A 17,766-nucleotide genomic window follows, 5' to 3' on the forward strand; every position below is an offset into this window, starting at 1 on the left:
CATCAGATTGCGGTGTGTGAAGACGCAATGAACCGAAAGTTCGACGCTCGCAAAACACCGAAAGCTATCACCTACCCAATTTGCTGAAGCGAGGCCATCTGGTCACGACTCAGTACCCGAATTTCTTGACGACCATAGAGCATTGGAACCACCTGATCCCATCCCGAACTCAGCAGTGAAACGATGCATCGCCGATGGTAGTGTGGGGTTTCCCCATGTGAGAGTAGGTCATCGTCAAGATTAAATTCCGAAACCCCAATTGCGAAAGCAGTTGGGGTTTTGTTTTTGTCCGCAGAAAAACTCATACAGCAATACCGGACAGCTCCACGCTGTCACAGTCTCCCGACAATGTTAAGGTTCGCCCTTGGCGTTTGTATTTTCCAAGGAAGCCTTTATGCCGGACGCGACGTCCCTCAGTGCTGGTTTTATGGTGGTTCACGGCAACCGCCTGGATGAGTTGCGCAGCCTGGTGGTCAGCTGGATGCGGCGCTACCCGCTGGCTCCCCTGGAGAATGAAATCGCGTTGGTGCAAAGCAATGGCATTGCCCAATGGCTGAAGCTGGCACTGGCGGAAGATTCTGAGGACGGCGACATGGGAGGCTGCGGCATCGCCGCGGCCATTGACGTGCAGTTGCCCGGTAGTTTCATGTGGCAGCTCTATCGCATGGTACTTGGCCGTGACGAAATTCCGGTCAAGTCCCTGCTCGATAAAGCACCGCTGACCTGGCGTCTGATGCGCCTGCTGCCGCAATTGATCAACCAACCGCACTTCGAGCCGCTGCAGCGTTTCCTGACCCATGACACCGATCTGCGCAAACGCTATCAATTGGCCGAGCGTCTGGCGGATCTGTTCGACCAATACCAGGTCTATCGGGCTGACTGGCTGGAAGACTGGGCAGAAGGTCGACATCAAACAAGAAACGGCAGGGGCGAAGCCAAACCCCTGACCCCGGCCAATTGCTGGCAGGCAGAGTTATGGCGCGCACTCTTGCTGGATGTGGGAGAAGAAGGCATGGCGCAAAGCCGTGCCGGGGTCCATCAGCGATTTGTCGAGCGTATCAACAATCTCGAAGTCGCCCCCAAGGGATTACCCTCACGAGTGATCGTTTTCGGGATTTCTTCGCTGCCTGCGCAAGCCCTGGAGGCACTGGCGGGACTGGCACGATTCAGCCAGGTCCTGCTGTGCGTACACAACCCGTGTCGTCACCATTGGGCGGACATCGTCGCCGATAAAGACCTGTTGCGGCATCAATACAAGCGTCAGGCCCGCAAAAGCGGCATGCCGGTAGTGATCGATCCGCAAACCCTCCACCAGCATGCTCACCCATTGCTGGCTGCCTGGGGTAAACAGGGGCGGGACTATATCAACCTGCTCGACAGTTATGACGATCCCAACAGCTATCGTTCGGCATTCCGCGACGGGCGCATCGACCTGTTCAGTGATGGTCAGCCGCTGAACGTGCTCAACCAGTTGCAGGATGACATCCTCGAGTTGCGTCCACTTAATGAGACTCGGGAGCGTTGGCCCGCTATCGATCTTGCGAAGGACGAATCGATCCGTTTTCACATCGCCCACAGCGCCCAGCGAGAAGTCGAGATTCTCCACGATCAACTGCTCGCGCGTTTCAGCGCCGACCCGCACTTGCGGCCCCGGGACATTATCGTGATGGTCCCGGACATCGACAGTTACGCACCGCACATTCGTGCCGTGTTTGGTCAGCTTGACCGCCAGGATCCGCGCTTCATTCCGTTTACCCTGGCGGACCAGGGCCAGCGTGGCCGCGATCCACTACTGATTGCGGTCGAGCACCTGCTCAAGCTGCCTGACAGCCGATTCCCCGTCAGTGAGATTCTCGATCTGCTGGACGTCCCGGCACTGCGTGCTCGCTTTGGTGTTGAGGAGCGCGATCTGCCGACGCTGCACCGCTGGATCGAAGGTGCCGGCATTCGCTGGGGCATGAACGCCGAGCAGCGTGCCGGGCTCGGGCTGCCGAATGAACTGGAGCAAAATAGCTGGCGTTTCGGCTTGCGCCGGATGTTGCTCGGTTATGCCGTTGGCAGCGCCGATGCTTATGAGGGTATCGAGCCCTACGACGAAATCGGGGGCCTGGACGCCGCGCTAATCGGCCCGCTGGTTGCGCTGCTGGACGCGCTGGAAGTGGCTCACCACGAACTTTCTCAGCCTGCATCGCCGGGGCAATGGGGCTTGCGCTTGCAGGCGTTGGTGCAGTTGTTCTTCCTTGCCAGTAACGAACACGATGACTACTTGCTGGCTCAGCTCGAAGAGCTGCGTGAGACCTGGCTCGAGACCTGCGAGTCGGTCGGGTTGCAGGACGAGTTACCGCTGACCGTCGTCCGTGAAGCCTGGCTTGCGGGTCTGGATCAGGGCCGTTTGTCCCAACGCTTTCTGGCCGGAGCGGTCAACTTCTGCACCTTGATGCCCATGCGCGCCATCCCGTTCAAACTGGTGTGCCTGCTGGGCATGAATGACGGCGATTATCCGCGCGCGCAGCCGCCACTGGATTTCGATCTCATGGGCAGTGATTACCGTCCAGGTGACCGCTCCCGACGCGAAGATGACCGCTACCTGCTACTGGAAGCCTTGTTGTCGGCACGGGACCAGCTCTACATCAGTTGGGTGGGCCGCAGCATCCGCGATAACAGCGAGAGGCCTGCGTCGGTGCTGATCGGCCAGTTACGCGACCACTTGGCCAGCGGTTGGCGATTGTCACAAAGCGACAATGATCTGCTGGAGGCCATGACCCGGGAACACCCGTTGCAACCTTTCAGTGCCCGCTACTTTCACGAAGGGGATGAGTCGTTCAGCTACGCCACCGAATGGCAGGTGCTTCATCAGGCGACAGAGCAACAGGCAAGCGCGGAAGTGCTCGAGGCTCACGTTCAGGACGAACCACTGAGTCTCGGTCAGTTGCAGGATTTCCTGCGCAACCCGGTACGGCACTTTTTCAGCCAGCGCCTGAAGGTCTTCTTCGAGGCGGCCGAAGTGCCCTTGGCTGATGAAGAGCCTTTTGTCCTGGATGCGTTGCAGCGTTACAGCCTAAGTGACCGTTTGCTCGAAGCGGCGCTGGCTGACCCGGGAAATACCGGACAGGCACTGGAGGATCAGGCGAAACGCCTGCAAAACAGCGGGCTGCTGCCCATGGCCGGATTCGGTGAGTGCCTGCAGCGTGAATTGATCGAGCCATTACCTGACTTGCTGCAACGCCACCAACAGCTCCTGGCTTTGTGGCCTACACCGCTCAGCAGCGCGTTGCCAGTCAGTCTTGAACTGCAAGGCCTGCACATTGAGGGCTGGCTCAGCGGCCTGCATCAGCGCGCCGATGGTGGATTGCTGTCTATCACTACGATCCCCAACAGTATCGGCTCGATCAAGTCACGCAAATGGCATCGTCTGACACGTCCGTGGCTCACTCATCTGGTGGCTTGTGCCAGTGGCGTGGCGTTGACCACCGCATTGGTGGCCAGTGACGACAGCCTGCTGCTCGCTCCGCTGGATGAGACCACAGCGCAGAAAATTCTCGGTGACCTGTTGATGGCCTGGCAGTCGGGCATGCGCCAGCCTCTGCCGATCGCGGTCAAGACAGCCTTTGCGTGGCTGGGGCAAACCGACCCGGTCAAGGCCGATGCCGCTGCGCGCAAGGCCTATGAAGGCGACGGGCAGACGACGGACGGAGAGCGTCGCGAAAGCCCGGCACTCGCTCGCCAATTCGCCGATTACGATGCCTTGAATGCCGATGAGACGTTCCCCGATTGGTGTGACGCGCTCTATCGCCCGCTTCTTGAAGCTCCTTGGCGTTCACTGTCCAGCGAGGAGTCGCGCTGATGAGCACGAAGACACCGTTGGCCCTGGCCTTCCCGCTGCGTGGCAGCCAACTGATCGAAGCCAGTGCCGGGACCGGCAAGACGTTCACCATTTCCGCGCTGTACCTGCGTCTGGTGCTTGGCAATGGCGGGGAGGACAGTGGCTTCGGACGTGAGCTGTTGCCGCCGCAAATCCTCGTCGTGACGTTCACCGACGCCGCTACCAAAGAGCTGCGCGAACGCATTCGCACGCGGCTCGCCGAGGCCGCGCGATTTTTCCGCGATGAAACACCTGCCCCCGACAGCCTGATTGCCGAGTTGCGTGATCAATATTTGCCCGAGCAATGGCCCGGGTGCGCAAACCGCCTGGATATCGCGGCGCAGTGGATGGATGAGGCGGCGGTGTCGACCATCCACAGTTGGTGCCAGCGCATGTTGCGCGAGCACGCCTTCGACAGCGGCAGCCTGTTTACCCAGACCCTGGAAACCGACCACAGCGACTTGCTGGGGGAAGTCCTGCGCGATTACTGGCGGCTGTTCTGTTACCCGATGCAAGGTGACGCATTGAATTGGGTACGCAGCAATTGGGGCGGACCGGCGGCGCTGCTGCCGCGGATTCGTGCGCTGTTCGCCAGCGAGCGGGATACGCTGCAAGGGAAAGAGCCCGCCGAAGTGATTTCGCAATGCCTGCAAGAACGACGGGCGGCACTGATCGAACTCAAGAAGCCCTGGCTGCAGTGGGCGGACGAGTTGCTTGCGATCTGTCACCAGGGCGTTGCCGGCAAGGCTGTCGACGGTCGCAAGATGCAGGCTCGCTATTTCGAGCCCTGGTTTGAAAAGATCAAAGCCTGGGCCGAAGACGAATCCCTCGAGCAATTGGATATCGGCACCGGCTTCACGCGCCTGACCCCTGATGGCATGGCCGAAGCCTGGAAGGGCGAAGCGCCTCGACATCCGGGGCTCGATGCGATGGCCGGCCTCAAGGCCTGTCTCGATGGGTTGCCAACACCTGATGCCGCCGTGCTGCAACATGCGGCCCGCTGGGTCGGGGCGCGATTCGAGGAAGAGAAACGTCGCCGTGCGGAAATGGGTTTCGACGACATGTTGCTGCGCCTTGATGCGGCCTTGCAGTCCGATGGCGGCGAGCGACTGGCAACCCTGATTCGTGAACAGTTTCCGGTCGCCCTGATCGATGAGTTCCAGGACACCGACCCGGTGCAATACCGGATCTTCGAGAGTATCTACCGCATTGAAGAGAACAGCCCCGAGTGCGGTCTGTTCCTGATCGGCGACCCGAAACAGGCGATCTACGCTTTTCGCGGTGCCGACATCCATACCTACCTGCGCGCCCGCCAGGCCACCACTGGCCGCCTGCACACCTTGGGCACCAACTTTCGCTCGAGCCACGGCATGGTCAACGCGGTGAACCATGTGTTCGAGCGCGCCGAAGCCCGGGAGTCAGGACGCGGCGCTTTCCTCTTTCGGCAGAAGAATGGCGACAACCCGGTGCCGTTCACGCCGGTTGCCTCCCAGGGCCGCAAAGAAGTCTTGCGCATCAATGACCAGGCAATCCCGGCCTTGAACATTTGGCACTTGCCGGCCGAACAACCGTTGTCCGGCGCGGTGTACCGGCAACATCTGGCGGCTGCCTGCGCCAGTGAAATCACAGCATTGCTCAATGGCGGGCAGCAGGGGCAAGCGGGGTTCAGCCAAGACGGCAAAGCCTTCAGGGGCCTGCTGCCGGCGGACATCGCCATCCTGGTCCGCGACGGCAAGGAGGCGCAGGCGGTTCGTGCGCAATTGGCCGCCCGTGGCGTGCGCAGTGTTTACCTGTCGGACAAGGACTCGGTGTTCGCCGCCCAGGAGGCGCATGACGTGCTGACCTGGCTCAAGGCCTGCGCCGAGCCGGATGTCGAGCGCCCGCTGCGAGCCGCGTTGGCCAGCATCACGTTGAACCTTTCGTTGACTGAGCTGGAGCGGCTGAATCAGGACGAGTTGGCCTGGGAATCCCGGGTCATGCAGTTCCGTGGCTATCGCGAAGTCTGGCGCAAGCAGGGCGTACTGCCGATGCTGCGGCGCTTGCTGCATGACTTCCGTCTGCCCCAGGCGTTGATCGCCCGCAGTGACGGCGAGCGGGTTTTGACGAATCTGTTGCACCTGTCCGAATTGCTGCAACAGGCGGCCGCGGAACTCGATGGCGAGCAAGCCCTGATCCGGCATTTGTCCGAGCATCTGGCGTTGTCCGGGCAGGCTGGCGAAGAGCAGATCCTGCGTCTGGAAAGTGATGAGCAATTGGTCAAGGTCGTGACCATTCACAAGTCTAAAGGCCTTGAATATCCCTTGGTGTTCCTGCCGTTCATTTGCTCGGCGAAACCGGTGGATGGCAGCCGCCTGCCGTTGCACTACCACGATGAATCCGGCAATGCTCAGGTCACGTTGAAGCCGACGACAGAATTGATTGCCCTGGCTGACGATGAGCGTCTGGCCGAGGATCTGCGCTTGCTCTATGTCGCCCTGACCCGGGCGCAACACGCTTGCTGGCTGGGGGTGGCCGACCTCAAGCGCGGCAACAACAATGGCTCGGTGCTGCATCTGTCGGCATTGGGTTATCTGCTGGGCGGCGGTGCGCCATTGGCCGATTCCCCGGCGTTGCAGCTTTGGTTGCGGGACCTGCAACAGGACTGCCCGGCGCTGGCGTATGCCGAGATGCCTGAAGCGACTGCAGAGCATTACCGGCCACCGCAAAATGACGCGGCACTGCTGGTTCCGCTGGTTCCGAAACGCAAGGCCAGTGAAAACTGGTGGATCGCTTCCTACAGCGCGTTACGCATTGGCGACACCCTGAGTGTCGGCACCGACGAGGCGCCGGAGAGCCCGCAGGCGCAAAAACTGTTCGATGACGAACGCCTCGACCCGCAGGCCCCCAGGGAAGTGGTGACCGGTGGCGGCGATATCCATCGCTTCCCGCGCGGCCCGAATCCCGGCACCTTCCTCCATGGCTTGCTCGAGTGGGCGGGAGGCGAGGGTTTTGATGCGGCACCGCAAGAGGTGATCGACGCCATTGCCCGTCGCTGCAACCGTCGAGGCTGGGAGGGCTGGATCAGCACCTTGAGTGACTGGCTGCAGCATCTGCTCAAGTCGCCGTTGCAACTGGGCGGCGGTCAGGCGCCGGTGGTATTTGGCCAGTTGACGCAGTATCAGGTCGAGATGGAGTTCTGGTTCGCCAGCCATAAGGTCGATGTGCTCAAGCTCGATGCGCTGGTGTGCCAATACACCCATAACGGCGTGGTCCGGGTGGCCGCGGAACCGGTGTTGCTCAACGGCATGTTCAAGGGTTTCATCGACCTGACGTTCGAACATGACGGCCGCTATTACGTGGCCGATTACAAATCCAACTGGCTTGGCGTCGATGATGCGGCCTACACCGCGCAGGCCATGGAACAATCGATTCTCGACAACCGTTATGACTTGCAATACGTGTTGTACCTGTTGGCCCTGCACCGCCAGCTCAAGGCGCGGCTCGCCGATTACGACTACGACCGGCATGTCGGCGGTGCGTTGTACCTGTTTTTACGCGGTACGCGTGCGGCCAGCCAGGGTGTGTTTTTCGCCCGGCCGCCAAGAGAGCTGATCGAGCGTCTGGACAGACTGTTCCAGGGCAAGCCGGAACCCAAGGCCGAGCCCGCCTGGGAACAGGGAGTACTGTTATGAATCGCACATTCGCCGATTTGTTGCCCACATCGCTGGCAGCCGAAAGCCTGGCCGATCTGGCGCCGCTGAGTCGTGCCGACGACTTGCTGTTGTTGCTCACGCGCTGGGTCGAACGTGGCTGGTTGCGCGCGCTGGACAAAGCCTTTGTGGCGTTTCTGCATGAACTGGCTCCGGAGGATGATCCGTTGGTGTTACTGGCGGCCGCGCTGACCAGTCACCAATTGGGCCATGGGCATGTCTGTCTCGACCTGTTCGAGACGCTGAAAGAACCGGACTTCGCCCTGTCGTTACCACCCGAAGGTGACGTGCAAGGCGGCGCGATGCTGTTGCCCTCGCAATTGCTGGGATCGCTGGACGGTGCTCACTGGTGCAAGGTGCTGGCCGCCAGCAACCTAGTCGCGCTGGCCGTTGACAGCCGTGACAACGTGCGCGACCGACCTTTGGTTTTATCGGGCAAACGCTTGTACCTGCGCCGCTATTGGGCCTACGAGCGGCGGATTGACCTTTCACTGCGCGAGCGTTTGACGGAACACGAGTCCACGCCGAACGACTTGCTCCAGCGCCTCACCGGGCTGTTTGGTCCTGCCCGGTCCGGTGACGTAATCGACTGGCAGAAGCTCGCGTGCGCACTGGCGACCCGCAGCGCCTTCAGCATCGTGACGGGGGGGCCGGGAACCGGCAAGACCACCACCGTCGTGCGCTTGCTGGCGTTGCTCCAGGCGCCGGCAGTCGAGGCCGGCATGCCCCTGCGCATTCGTCTCGCCGCGCCGACCGGCAAGGCCGCGGCGCGTCTGACAGAATCCATCAGCCAGCAAGTCCGGACCTTGAAGGTCACCCAAGACATACGAGACAAGATCCCCTCCGACGTCACCACCGTTCACCGCCTGCTCGGCAGCCGCCCCGGGACTCGTCATTTCCGGCATCACGCGGGCAATCGCCTGCCGCTGGATGTGTTGGTGGTAGACGAGGCCTCGATGATCGACCTGGAAATGATGGCCAACCTGCTCGACGCCTTGCCGGCCCATGCGCGCCTCGTGCTGTTGGGGGACAAGGATCAACTGGCTTCGGTAGAGGCCGGTGCGGTATTGGGGGATCTGTGTCGCGACGCGGAGGCTGGCTGGTACAGCTCCCAGACGCGCCAGTGGCTGGAAACCGTCAGTGGCGAAAACCTGCAGGCCAGCGGATTGCAGGAGGACATGCAGGGCACTCATCCATTGGCCCAACAGGTCGTGATGTTGCGCCATTCCCGGCGATTCGGTGAGGGCAGCGGCATTGGCCAACTGGCTCGCTGGGTCAACCAGCAGCAACCCGAAGAAGCCCGAAAGTTGTTGTCGGCGCGCAGCCATGACGATGTGTATTGCCTGGCCCTCAAGGGGGAGCAGGACCGGGCCCTGGAACGCTTGCTTCTCGACGGCCACGGTGAGGGGCCGCAGGGTTATCGACATTACCTGAGCGTGCTGCGCAATCAGCGGCCGCCACTGGACAGCCCGCTGGAAGATTCGCGCTGGATTGATTGGGCTCGAGAAGTGCTGCTGGCCTTCGACGCATTCCAGTTGTTATGTGCCGTGCGCAAAGGGCCGTGGGGTGTGGAGGGCTTGAACCAGCGGGTGACGGAGGCATTGCTCAGGGCGCGCCTGATCGACAGTGACCAGCAGTGGTACGAAGGTCGCCCTGTCCTGATGACCCGCAACGATTACGGGCTGGGTTTGATGAACGGCGATATCGGCATCGCCCTCAAGCTCCCGGAGCAGGAAGGCCACGGAAAACAGGTTTTGCGCGTGGCATTCCCACGCAATGATGGCCAGGGTGGCGTGCGATTTGTCCTGCCCAGCCGTCTGAATGATGTCGAAACCGTGTACGCCATGACCGTGCATAAATCCCAGGGCTCGGAGTTCGCGCATACCGCATTGATTCTTCCTGATGCCTTGAATCCAGTGCTCACCAAGGAACTGATCTACACCGGAATTACCCGGGCCAAGGACTGGTTCACCTTGATCGAGTCGCGTGCGGGCGTGTTTGAAGAGGCGGTGAAACGCCGGGTCAAACGCTTGAGCGGGCTGATGCTGGAGCTAAAGGAAGCCAGCGAGCCGACAGGCTGAAAGGTCACTAATCGGCAAACAGCATCTCCCGGCTTTCACCCATCAGCAGACCCTGATTCTGCTCGGTGACCTCGCGGATGTAATCCCATAACAGGGTGATCCGCTTGAGCTTGCGCAGGTCTTCGCGGCAGTACATCCAGAATTGTCGGGTGATATTGATTTCCTGCGGCAACACCGGCAGCAGGCGCGGGTCCTGGGTGGCGAGGAAGCACGGCAGGATCGCCAGTGAGCGTCCTTGCTGCGCGGCCACGAACTGCGCGATCACGCTGGTGCTGCGCAGGTTGGCGCTGGCGCCGGGCAATACGTTGGCCAGGTACAACAGCTCCGAGCTGAAGGCCAGGTCGTCGACGTAACTGATAAATGAATGCTTGGCCAAATCGGCTGGTTTGCGGATCGGCGGGTGGTTGTCCAGATAATCCTGGGTCGCATACAGCTGCAATCGGTAGTCGCATAGTTTGCAGCAGACGTACGGGCCATGCTCCGGACGCTCCAGAGCGATGACAATGTCGGCCTCGCGCTTGGACAGGCTGATGAAGTGCGGCAGCGGCAGGATATCCACCGAAATGGCCGGATAGGTGTCGACGAAGTGGCTCAGCTGCGGCGTGATGAAAAAGCTGCCGAAGCCTTCGGTGCAGCCCATGCGCACGTGACCCGATAGGGCCACGCCAGACCCGGAAACCTGCTCGCACGCCATGTGCAGGGTACTTTCGATCGACTCGGCATACCCCATCAACCGCTGGCCTTCGGCGGTCAGGATAAAGCCGTTGGTCCGGGATTTTTCGAACAGCAATGTGCCCAACGCGGTTTCCAGGGAGCTGATGCGTCGCGACACCGTGGTGTAGTCCACCGCAAGGCGCTTGGCCGCGGTGCTGGCCTTGCGGGTGCGGGCGACTTCAAGGAAAAACTTGAGGTCATCCCAGTTCAATGAGCCGAGGGAGGTGATGTTTTTTTGCATGTTGGACCGGTTTTTATGTGCGTTCTTATTAGAAGTTTGCACATCTATACTCCAAAAACAGTCCGTTAACCAATTCGCGGCACACGCCTCATCTCAAGGCGACTTTCTCGCCTTGACTCCCAAGATAAAAACAAAGATCTGGAGACCCACATGAACGCATCGCTCACGCCCAACGAAACCACCGTGCAGAAGGTCAAGCTGTTGATCGACGGCGAGTGGGTCGAATCCAAGACCACCGAATGGCACGACATCATCAACCCGGCGACCCAGCAAGTGCTGGCCAAAGTGCCGTTTGCCACCGCCGAAGAAGTCGACGCGGCCATCAGCGCAGCCCATCGCGCTTTCCAGACCTGGAAGCTGACGCCCATCGGCGCGCGGATGCGCATCATGCTCAAGCTCCAGGCACTGATTCGCGAACACTCCAAGCGCATCGCTGCGGTCCTGAGTGCCGAGCAGGGCAAGACCATTGCCGACGCCGAAGGCGACATTTTCCGTGGACTGGAAGTGGTCGAGCACGCCTGCTCCATCGGCAGCCTGCAAATGGGCGAATTCGCTGAAAACGTCGCCGGTGGCGTCGATACCTACACCCTGCGCCAACCGATCGGCGTGTGCGCAGGCATTACTCCGTTCAACTTCCCGGCGATGATTCCGCTGTGGATGTTCCCGATGGCCATCGCCTGTGGCAACACCTTCGTGCTCAAGCCGTCCGAACAGGACCCGATGTCGACCATGCTGCTGGTGGAGCTGGCGATTGAGGCCGGCATTCCTGCTGGCGTGCTCAACGTCGTGCACGGTGGCAAGGACGTGGTGGACGGGCTCTGCACCCACAAAGACATCAAGGCGGTTTCCTTCGTCGGTTCGACCGCCGTCGGTACTCACGTCTATGACCTGGCGGGCAAACACGGCAAGCGCGTGCAATCGATGATGGGTGCCAAGAACCACGCCGTGGTGCTGCCAGACGCCAATCGCGAACAAGCGCTGAATGCGCTGGTGGGTGCCGGTTTCGGTGCCGCCGGTCAACGCTGCATGGCCACCTCGGTGGTGGTGCTGGTGGGCGCGGCCAAGCAATGGTTGCCGGATCTGAAGGCGCTGGCGCAAAAGCTCAAGGTCAATGCCGGCAGCGAGCCGGGCACCGATGTCGGTCCGGTGATCTCGAAAAAGGCCAAGGCGCGGATTCTCGACCTGATCGAGAGCGGCATCAAGGAAGGCGCCAAACTGGAGCTGGACGGTCGCGAGATCTCGGTTCCCGGTTACGAGAAGGGCAACTTTGTCGGCCCGACCCTGTTCTCCGGCGTGACCACCGACATGCAGATCTACACCCAGGAAATCTTCGGCCCGGTGCTGGTGGTGCTGGAAGTTAATACGCTCGACGAGGCCATCGCCCTGGTCAACGCCAACCCGTTCGGCAACGGCACGGGCCTGTTCACCCAGAGCGGCGCGGCGGCACGCAAATTCCAGAACGAAATCGATGTTGGCCAGGTCGGTATCAACATCCCGATTCCGGTGCCGGTGCCGTTCTTCAGTTTCACCGGTTCGCGCGGTTCCAAGCTTGGCGACCTCGGCCCGTATGGCAAGCAAGTGGTGCAGTTCTACACTCAGACCAAGACCGTCACCAGTCGCTGGTTCGATGACGACAGCGTCAATGACGGTGTGAACACCACCATCAACCTGCGATAAGGAGCCGGACATGAAAATCGCTTTTATCGGTCTGGGCAACATGGGCGCGCCGATGGCGCGCAACCTGATCAAGGCCGGCCATGCTCTGCGCCTGGTAGACCTGAACAAAGCCGTGCTGGCGGAGCTGGAACAACTGGGCGGCAGTATCAGCGCATCGGCCCGTGAAGCGGCAGAGGGCGCCGAACTGGTGATCACCATGCTGCCAGCCGCGGTGCATGTACGCAGCGTGTGGCTGGGTGAAGACGGCGTGCTCGCCGGTATCGGCAAAGGTGTACCGACCGTGGATTGCAGCACCATCGATCCACAGACCGCGCGGGACGTGGCCGCCGCCGCGGCCAAACAGGGCGTGGCCATGGCCGATGCGCCGGTCTCTGGCGGCACCGGTGGTGCAGCCGCCGGGACGCTGACCTTCATGGTCGGCGCCACTCCCGAACTGTTCGCCACCCTGCAACCGGTACTGGCGCAAATGGGCCGCAACATCGTCCATTGTGGTGAGGTCGGCACCGGGCAAATCGCTAAAATCTGCAACAACCTGCTGCTGGGGATTTCCATGGTCGGCGTCAGCGAAGCCATGGCGCTGGGCGATGCCCTGGGCATCGACACCAAGGTGCTGGCGGGCATCATCAATAGCTCAACCGGGCGTTGCTGGAGTTCGGAGATGTACAACCCGTGGCCGGGCATCGTTGAAACAGCGCCGGCGTCGCGCGGTTACACCGGTGGTTTCGGTGCCGAACTGATGCTCAAGGATCTGGGGCTGGCTACTGAAGCGGCACGTCAGGCGCACCAGCCGGTGGTACTCGGCGCGGTGGCGCAGCAGTTGTATCAGGCGATGAGTTTGCGTGGGGAGGGTGGTCAGGACTTCTCGGCGATCATCAATGGTTATCGCAAACCGCAATAAGGGATATTTCCGGGAATCCGCGTCGGGCGGGTTCCCGGTTTTTTATTTGGCAGAAAGAAAAGATCGCAGCCTTCGGCAGCTCCTACAGGGGAATGTATACACCCCGTAGGAGCTGCCGAAGGCTGCGATCTTTTGCTTTATCAGGCAAACACGAAATATTTGCGCACGGTTTCCACCACTTCCCAGGTGCCTTTCATGCCTGGCTCGATGACGAAAATGTCACCGGCGCGCAGGTGGATCGGCGCCATGCCTTCCGGGGTGATGACGCAGTAGCCTTCCTGGAAATGGCAATACTCCCACTTCACATATTCCACGTACCACTTGCCCGGCGTGCAGATCCAGGTGCCCATGATCTTGCTGCCGTCTTCACTCGTGTAGGCGTTGAGATTGACGGTGTGCGGGTCACCTTCGAGCTTTTCCCATTTGCAGGCGTCGAGCACGGGCAACGGGTGGGTGTCGCGAAGAACGGTAATCGGTGCGGTCATGATGACTCCGGGCAGTGGGCTCAAGAACTGAAGTCGCACCCTATAGCGCCTGCCCAACCATCAGTTGTCTGTGCTCGACACTGAGCTGTCCAGAAACGCACGACCCTCAAATACGGTTCAGTGGACAGTCGAGCCGGGATTGTTCGAGGCTGTTCTCGAACTCGACCAATTGCGAGTGCTGTTGCGACAGCGCCGCTATCCGTTCGCCGATTTCCTGTTTTTTGCTGGCGATGACCTGATGTGCCCGTTCCCATGGCAACTGTGGGCCCAGATGTCCGGCGAAGATTGACTGCAATTCCTTGAGTCTGAAACCCAGCTGCTGCGCACATTTGATGAAAATCAGCAGTTCGACGCTGTGCTGGTCATAGATGCGGTACTTGCCCTGGCGGCGAGCGGCAGGCAGCAGGCCAATCGACTCGTAGTGGCGGATGCCTTTGACAGTGGTTCCGGAACGTTGCGCGGCTTGGCCGATGTACATGGGAAGGTCCTTTTCTCCGAGGGTAAAGCTCGGTGCATTATCGACAGACTCACCCGCTGGCGATAGCTTCGGCTTGCCGTAACCAGGCCGCATGCCGGTCTGCGCTGGCGCCGAGAATTGGCCCGAAGGTGAGGGTTCGGGTTGGCTTGATGCCACAGAATTCCAGCGTGGTTTTGCGGACCTGATGCAAACCGGGCATGCGGTAGATCCATCGGTAGTACCAGGGCGGTGTGTCCATGGTCACCAGCAGGTGGGCGGTTCGGCCGCGCAGGAGTTTGTCGGGAAAGGCTTTGCCCTGGCGATACTTGAAAGCAAAACCCGGCAAGAACACCCGGTCGAAAAAGCCCTTGAGCAAGGCCGGAATTCCACCCCACCAGATCGGATAAACCAGCGTCAGTTGTTCGGCCCACAGGATGTCGGCCTGGGCGTTACGCAAGTCGGCCTCCAGCGGCTGGACCTGTTGATAGCCTTCACGCAGCACCGGGTCAAAATTCATTGTGCCGAGAAACAACTGACGCACCTCATGCCCGGCGCGCACTGCCGACTGCGTGTAACGTTCGGCGAGGGCGGCGCAGAAGCTGTTGCCGGACGGATGCCCGAGTATCACCAGTATTCGTTTGCCCATCATCGCTGTCCTTGAAGATCAAACCTCAAGGATAAAGTCTGCCCCTCAGGGGAGAGTCAAGGCGTGCAGCAGAGCCTTGGCATAGCCGGGTAATGCGGCGAAGTCCCGGGCACAGAGCAACAGTTTGCGTTGGCCCCAGGGTTCTTGCAGGGCGCAGCTTTTGAAGGACAGTCTGCCTGACCTGCGTTTGACTGCGGCCAGCGGTACGATTGCCAGTCCTGCCCCACGGGCGACCATGCGCATCACACCATCGAAACCGTCGGCGCGAATGCGAATCTGCATGCGCAAGCCGGCGTGAAGCGCCTGTTCTTCCAGATACACCGCCAGCGCGCTGTTGGCATTCAGGCCGACGTAGTCGTGATGCAGCGTGTCGGTGAAGCTCACCGAGGTCGCCTGTGCCAAGGGATGTTCGCGGGGCATGATCAGCACCAGCGGATCATCGCGGAACGGTTGGGTCTGCAAGTCATCGGTGTCCACCGCGTCGGAAACGATGCCGAGGTCCGCCGCACCCTGGCGCAAGGCGTGGGTGATGCGGGTGCTGGGCAGTTCCTGCAGGTCGATGTCGAGGTTGGGATGGCTACGCAGGAAATCCGCGAGCAACTCTGGCAGGTACTCGGTGATCGCCGTGGTGTTGCACAGCAGCCGCACCTGGCCTTTGACGCCCTGGGCGTATTCGGCCAGTTCCTGTTGCAGGCGTTCGGCCTGTTGCAATAGAACCCGGGCGTGTCGGGCCAGGGCATTGCCGGCCGGCGTCGGGCTGACCCCACGGCGATTGCGCAGTAGAAACTCGACGCCCAGCGACGCCTCCATGGCGCGAATTCGCGCGCTGGCCGCCGCGAGGGACAAATGACTGTGTGCGGCGCCGGCGGTGATGTTGCCGGAGTCGAGGATGTTCAGGTACAGGCGCAGGTCGGTCAGGTCGAAGTGCATTGTCATCCCCGGATTTTTTGCTGTCTGGACTAGCGCCTTCGCGGGCAAGCCCGCTCCTACAGTGGATCGCGTCACCTGTAGGAGCGGGCTTGCCCGCGAAGAGGCCAGTCGTTTCAGCGAAATACTCAGCCTCTGTCAACACAAGAGGCAGCCTCAGTATATGGCAGATTTTCAATCAACCTTTGCGGGCTCACCATAGCCCCATGAACACTCTCTCGGCGTTTTATCAGAATCTCGGTTTAACCCTTTCGCTGTTGGTTATCGGCACCTTTGTGCTGGCCGGCATGATCAAGGGCGTGATCGGCCTCGGCCTGCCGACCGTTGCCATGGGCCTGCTCGGTCTGGCTATGGCACCGACGCAGGCTGCGGCGCTGTTGATCATTCCGGCGACCCTGACCAACGTCTGGCAACTGGCATTCGGCGGGCATCTGTCGGGGCTAGTCAAACGGTTGTGGCCGATGTTGCTGGCGATCTTCATCGGCACCGGGGCAGGCACGCTGTGGATCGGCATGAGCGGTGGTCACTGGGTGGTGCGAGGGTTGGGAGCGGCGTTGTTGCTGTATGCGCTGAGCGGATTGTGCCTGCCGAGCTTGCGCGTGGGGCCTCACAGCGAACGCTGGCTCGGTCCATTGTGTGGTGTGCTGACCGGCGTCATCACTTCGGCCACCGGCGTGTTCGTGATTCCGGCGGTACCTTATCTGCAAGCGCTGGGCTTGAGCAAGGACGAGCTGGTGCAGGCGCTGGGCCTGTCGTTCACCGTCTCGACCCTGGCCCTGGCCGGTGGCTTGTTATGGCGTGGCGCGCTCGGCGGGGGCGAGTTGAGCGCATCGTTGCTGGCGCTGATCCCGGCCATGCTCGGCATGTGGCTGGGGCAATCGCTGCGCCAGCGGATCAGCGTCCTGCTGTTCAAGCGTGTGTTCTTCATTGGCCTGGGTTTGCTCGGTGGCCATTTGCTGATCAGCGGCTAGCGGACGACGGGCTGATCATGTCGATGACGCGGATCTCGAAGTCCCGCTCCAGGTATTCATCGCGCTGCTCGAGGAACTGCTTCATGTGCGGCAGGTTCGAGTGCACGTCGAGGTGGGCCCGGGATTGCCAGATCTCGTAGAAGATGAACAGGGTCGGGTCCTGTTTGTCGCGCAACATGTGGTATTCGATGCAACCGGGTTCGGCTCGGCTCGCTTGCACGTAGCCGCTGAAAAACGCTTCGAAGGCATCGGATTTTTCCGGGCGGGTCTTGGCGTGCAGAATGAAGCCCTGGATTTCACTCATCTACATCTCTCATCAAGTCAGAATTGGCGTCAGTCTAAGGCAATAATCGCCTGTTGATTCGTGCCTGTAGGTCAAATGAATTTTGCCAAATCGGCGCTTATTCCGCGCGAGGCTGATCGGTACTCTGCCGCCATCCGATTCCCGACCCTTCCCGAGATCTCTCATGAAAAAAGTCCTGTTGCTCAATGGCGGCAAAAAATTTGCGCACTCCGACGGCCGCTACAACACCACCCTGCATGAAGTCGCGTTGAGCGTGCTGGATCGCGGCGGCGTGGATGTCAAAACCACCTTCATCGACGAGGGCTACGACGTCGCCGAAGAAGTGGCCAAGTTCCTCTGGGCCGACGTGATCATCTACCAGATGCCCGGCTGGTGGATGGGCGCGCCGTGGACCGTGAAGAAGTACATCGATGAAGTCTTTACCGAAGGCCATGGCAGCCTCTATGCCAGCGACGGTCGCACTCGCTCCGACGCCTCGCAGAAATACGGCAGCGGCGGCCTGATTCACGGCAAGCAATACATGTTGTCGCTGACCTGGAACGCCCCGCATCAAGCCTTCGACGATCCGACCGATTTCTTCGAGGCCAAAGGCGTGGACGCGGTGTACTTCCCGTTCCACAAGGCCAACGAGTTCCTTGGCATGACCGGGTTGCCGACGTTCCTCTGCGTGGACGTGATGAAGCGCCCGAACATCGAAGGCGACGTGGCGCGTTATGAGCAGCATTTGGCTGAGGTGTTTGGCCTCAAGGCTTAACGCTCGGCTACTATCCGATGCAACGGCCAGGAAGATCGCAGCGCCGATTCGCAAACGAGG

The 17,766-nt window shown here is 60.7% G+C and carries 13 protein-coding genes and 1 rRNA gene; 8 read left to right on the forward strand and 6 right to left on the reverse strand.

The annotated features are described in order from the left end of the window. Positions 1-124: 124 nt before the first annotated feature. The 4 genes from rrf (at position 125) to recD (ending at position 9,632) form a co-directional block, all read left to right on the forward strand. Positions 125-240 (forward strand): 5S ribosomal RNA (gene rrf, locus AC1D19_RS10385). 154 nt (positions 241-394) lie between these two features. Then, entirely contained in the window at positions 395-3,844 is a 3,450-nt protein-coding gene (gene recC / locus AC1D19_RS10390; protein ID WP_477763147.1) for an exodeoxyribonuclease V subunit gamma, read from the forward strand. Further along, positions 3,844-7,533: an exodeoxyribonuclease V subunit beta gene (gene recB / locus AC1D19_RS10395; protein WP_477763148.1), complete on the forward strand. Its 3,690-nt coding sequence runs from the start codon at positions 3,844-3,846 to the stop codon at positions 7,531-7,533. The genes recC and recB overlap by 1 nt, the downstream gene beginning before the upstream one ends. Continuing rightward, entirely contained in the window at positions 7,530-9,632 is a 2,103-nt protein-coding gene (gene recD / locus AC1D19_RS10400; protein ID WP_477763149.1) for an exodeoxyribonuclease V subunit alpha, read from the forward strand. The genes recB and recD overlap by 4 nt, the downstream gene beginning before the upstream one ends. A gap of 7 nt (positions 9,633-9,639) precedes the next feature. Here the strand turns inward: recD and AC1D19_RS10405 are convergent, their stop codons facing one another. Continuing rightward, on the reverse strand, positions 9,640-10,587 hold the full coding sequence (locus tag AC1D19_RS10405) for a LysR family transcriptional regulator (RefSeq protein ID WP_477756016.1): 948 nt from the start codon (positions 10,585-10,587) through the stop codon (positions 9,640-9,642). Between the two features lie 150 nt (positions 10,588-10,737). Here AC1D19_RS10405 and AC1D19_RS10410 point away from each other — a divergent pair, with 150 nt between their 5' ends. Both AC1D19_RS10410 and mmsB read left to right on the forward strand, forming a co-directional pair. Continuing rightward, positions 10,738-12,264 (forward strand): CoA-acylating methylmalonate-semialdehyde dehydrogenase, encoded by a 1,527-nt coding sequence (locus AC1D19_RS10410; protein WP_477756017.1) that lies wholly within the window; start codon positions 10,738-10,740, stop codon positions 12,262-12,264. A 10-nt stretch (positions 12,265-12,274) separates the two neighbouring features. Further along, on the forward strand, positions 12,275-13,162 hold the full coding sequence (gene mmsB, locus AC1D19_RS10415) for a 3-hydroxyisobutyrate dehydrogenase (protein WP_150728379.1): 888 nt from the start codon (positions 12,275-12,277) through the stop codon (positions 13,160-13,162). Between the two features lie 140 nt (positions 13,163-13,302). On the opposite strand, the gene AC1D19_RS10420 is transcribed toward mmsB, so the two are convergent. The 4 genes from AC1D19_RS10420 to AC1D19_RS10435 all read right to left on the reverse strand — a co-directional run bounded on the left by AC1D19_RS10420 (position 13,303) and on the right by AC1D19_RS10435 (position 15,680). Beyond that, a complete protein-coding gene (locus AC1D19_RS10420) occupies positions 13,303-13,647 on the reverse strand; it encodes a cupin domain-containing protein (protein WP_007988984.1) in 345 nt (114 codons plus the stop codon). A gap of 106 nt (positions 13,648-13,753) precedes the next feature. After that, complete coding sequence (locus AC1D19_RS10425) at positions 13,754-14,125, reverse strand: MerR family transcriptional regulator (protein ID WP_477756019.1); 372 nt, start codon at positions 14,123-14,125, stop codon at positions 13,754-13,756. 49 nt (positions 14,126-14,174) lie between these two features. Continuing rightward, positions 14,175-14,753: an NAD(P)H-dependent oxidoreductase gene (locus AC1D19_RS10430; RefSeq protein WP_477756020.1), complete on the reverse strand. Its 579-nt coding sequence runs from the start codon at positions 14,751-14,753 to the stop codon at positions 14,175-14,177. A gap of 42 nt (positions 14,754-14,795) precedes the next feature. After that, positions 14,796-15,680, reverse strand: coding sequence for a LysR family transcriptional regulator (locus AC1D19_RS10435; protein WP_477763329.1), 885 nt, complete (start codon positions 15,678-15,680; stop codon positions 14,796-14,798). Positions 15,681-15,883: 203 nt separating this feature from the next. Here AC1D19_RS10435 and AC1D19_RS10440 point away from each other — a divergent pair, with 203 nt between their 5' ends. After that, positions 15,884-16,648, forward strand: a complete 765-nt coding sequence (locus tag AC1D19_RS10440) for a sulfite exporter TauE/SafE family protein (RefSeq protein WP_477763150.1) — start codon at positions 15,884-15,886, stop codon at positions 16,646-16,648. On the opposite strand, the gene AC1D19_RS10445 is transcribed toward AC1D19_RS10440, so the two are convergent. Next, the gene (locus AC1D19_RS10445; RefSeq protein ID WP_477763151.1) at positions 16,638-16,952 is read right to left on the reverse strand and encodes a putative quinol monooxygenase; all 315 of its coding nucleotides are present in this window, start codon (positions 16,950-16,952) and stop codon (positions 16,638-16,640) included. The two genes, AC1D19_RS10440 and AC1D19_RS10445, sit on opposite strands and share 11 nt — an antisense overlap. 163 nt (positions 16,953-17,115) lie before the next feature. Here AC1D19_RS10445 and mdaB point away from each other — a divergent pair, with 163 nt between their 5' ends. Next, positions 17,116-17,706, forward strand: coding sequence for an NADPH:quinone oxidoreductase MdaB (gene mdaB / locus AC1D19_RS10450; RefSeq protein WP_477763152.1), 591 nt, complete (start codon positions 17,116-17,118; stop codon positions 17,704-17,706). Positions 17,707-17,766 lie beyond the last annotated feature (60 nt).

It is taken from the genome of Pseudomonas sp. P1_C12 (assembly GCF_056406435.1).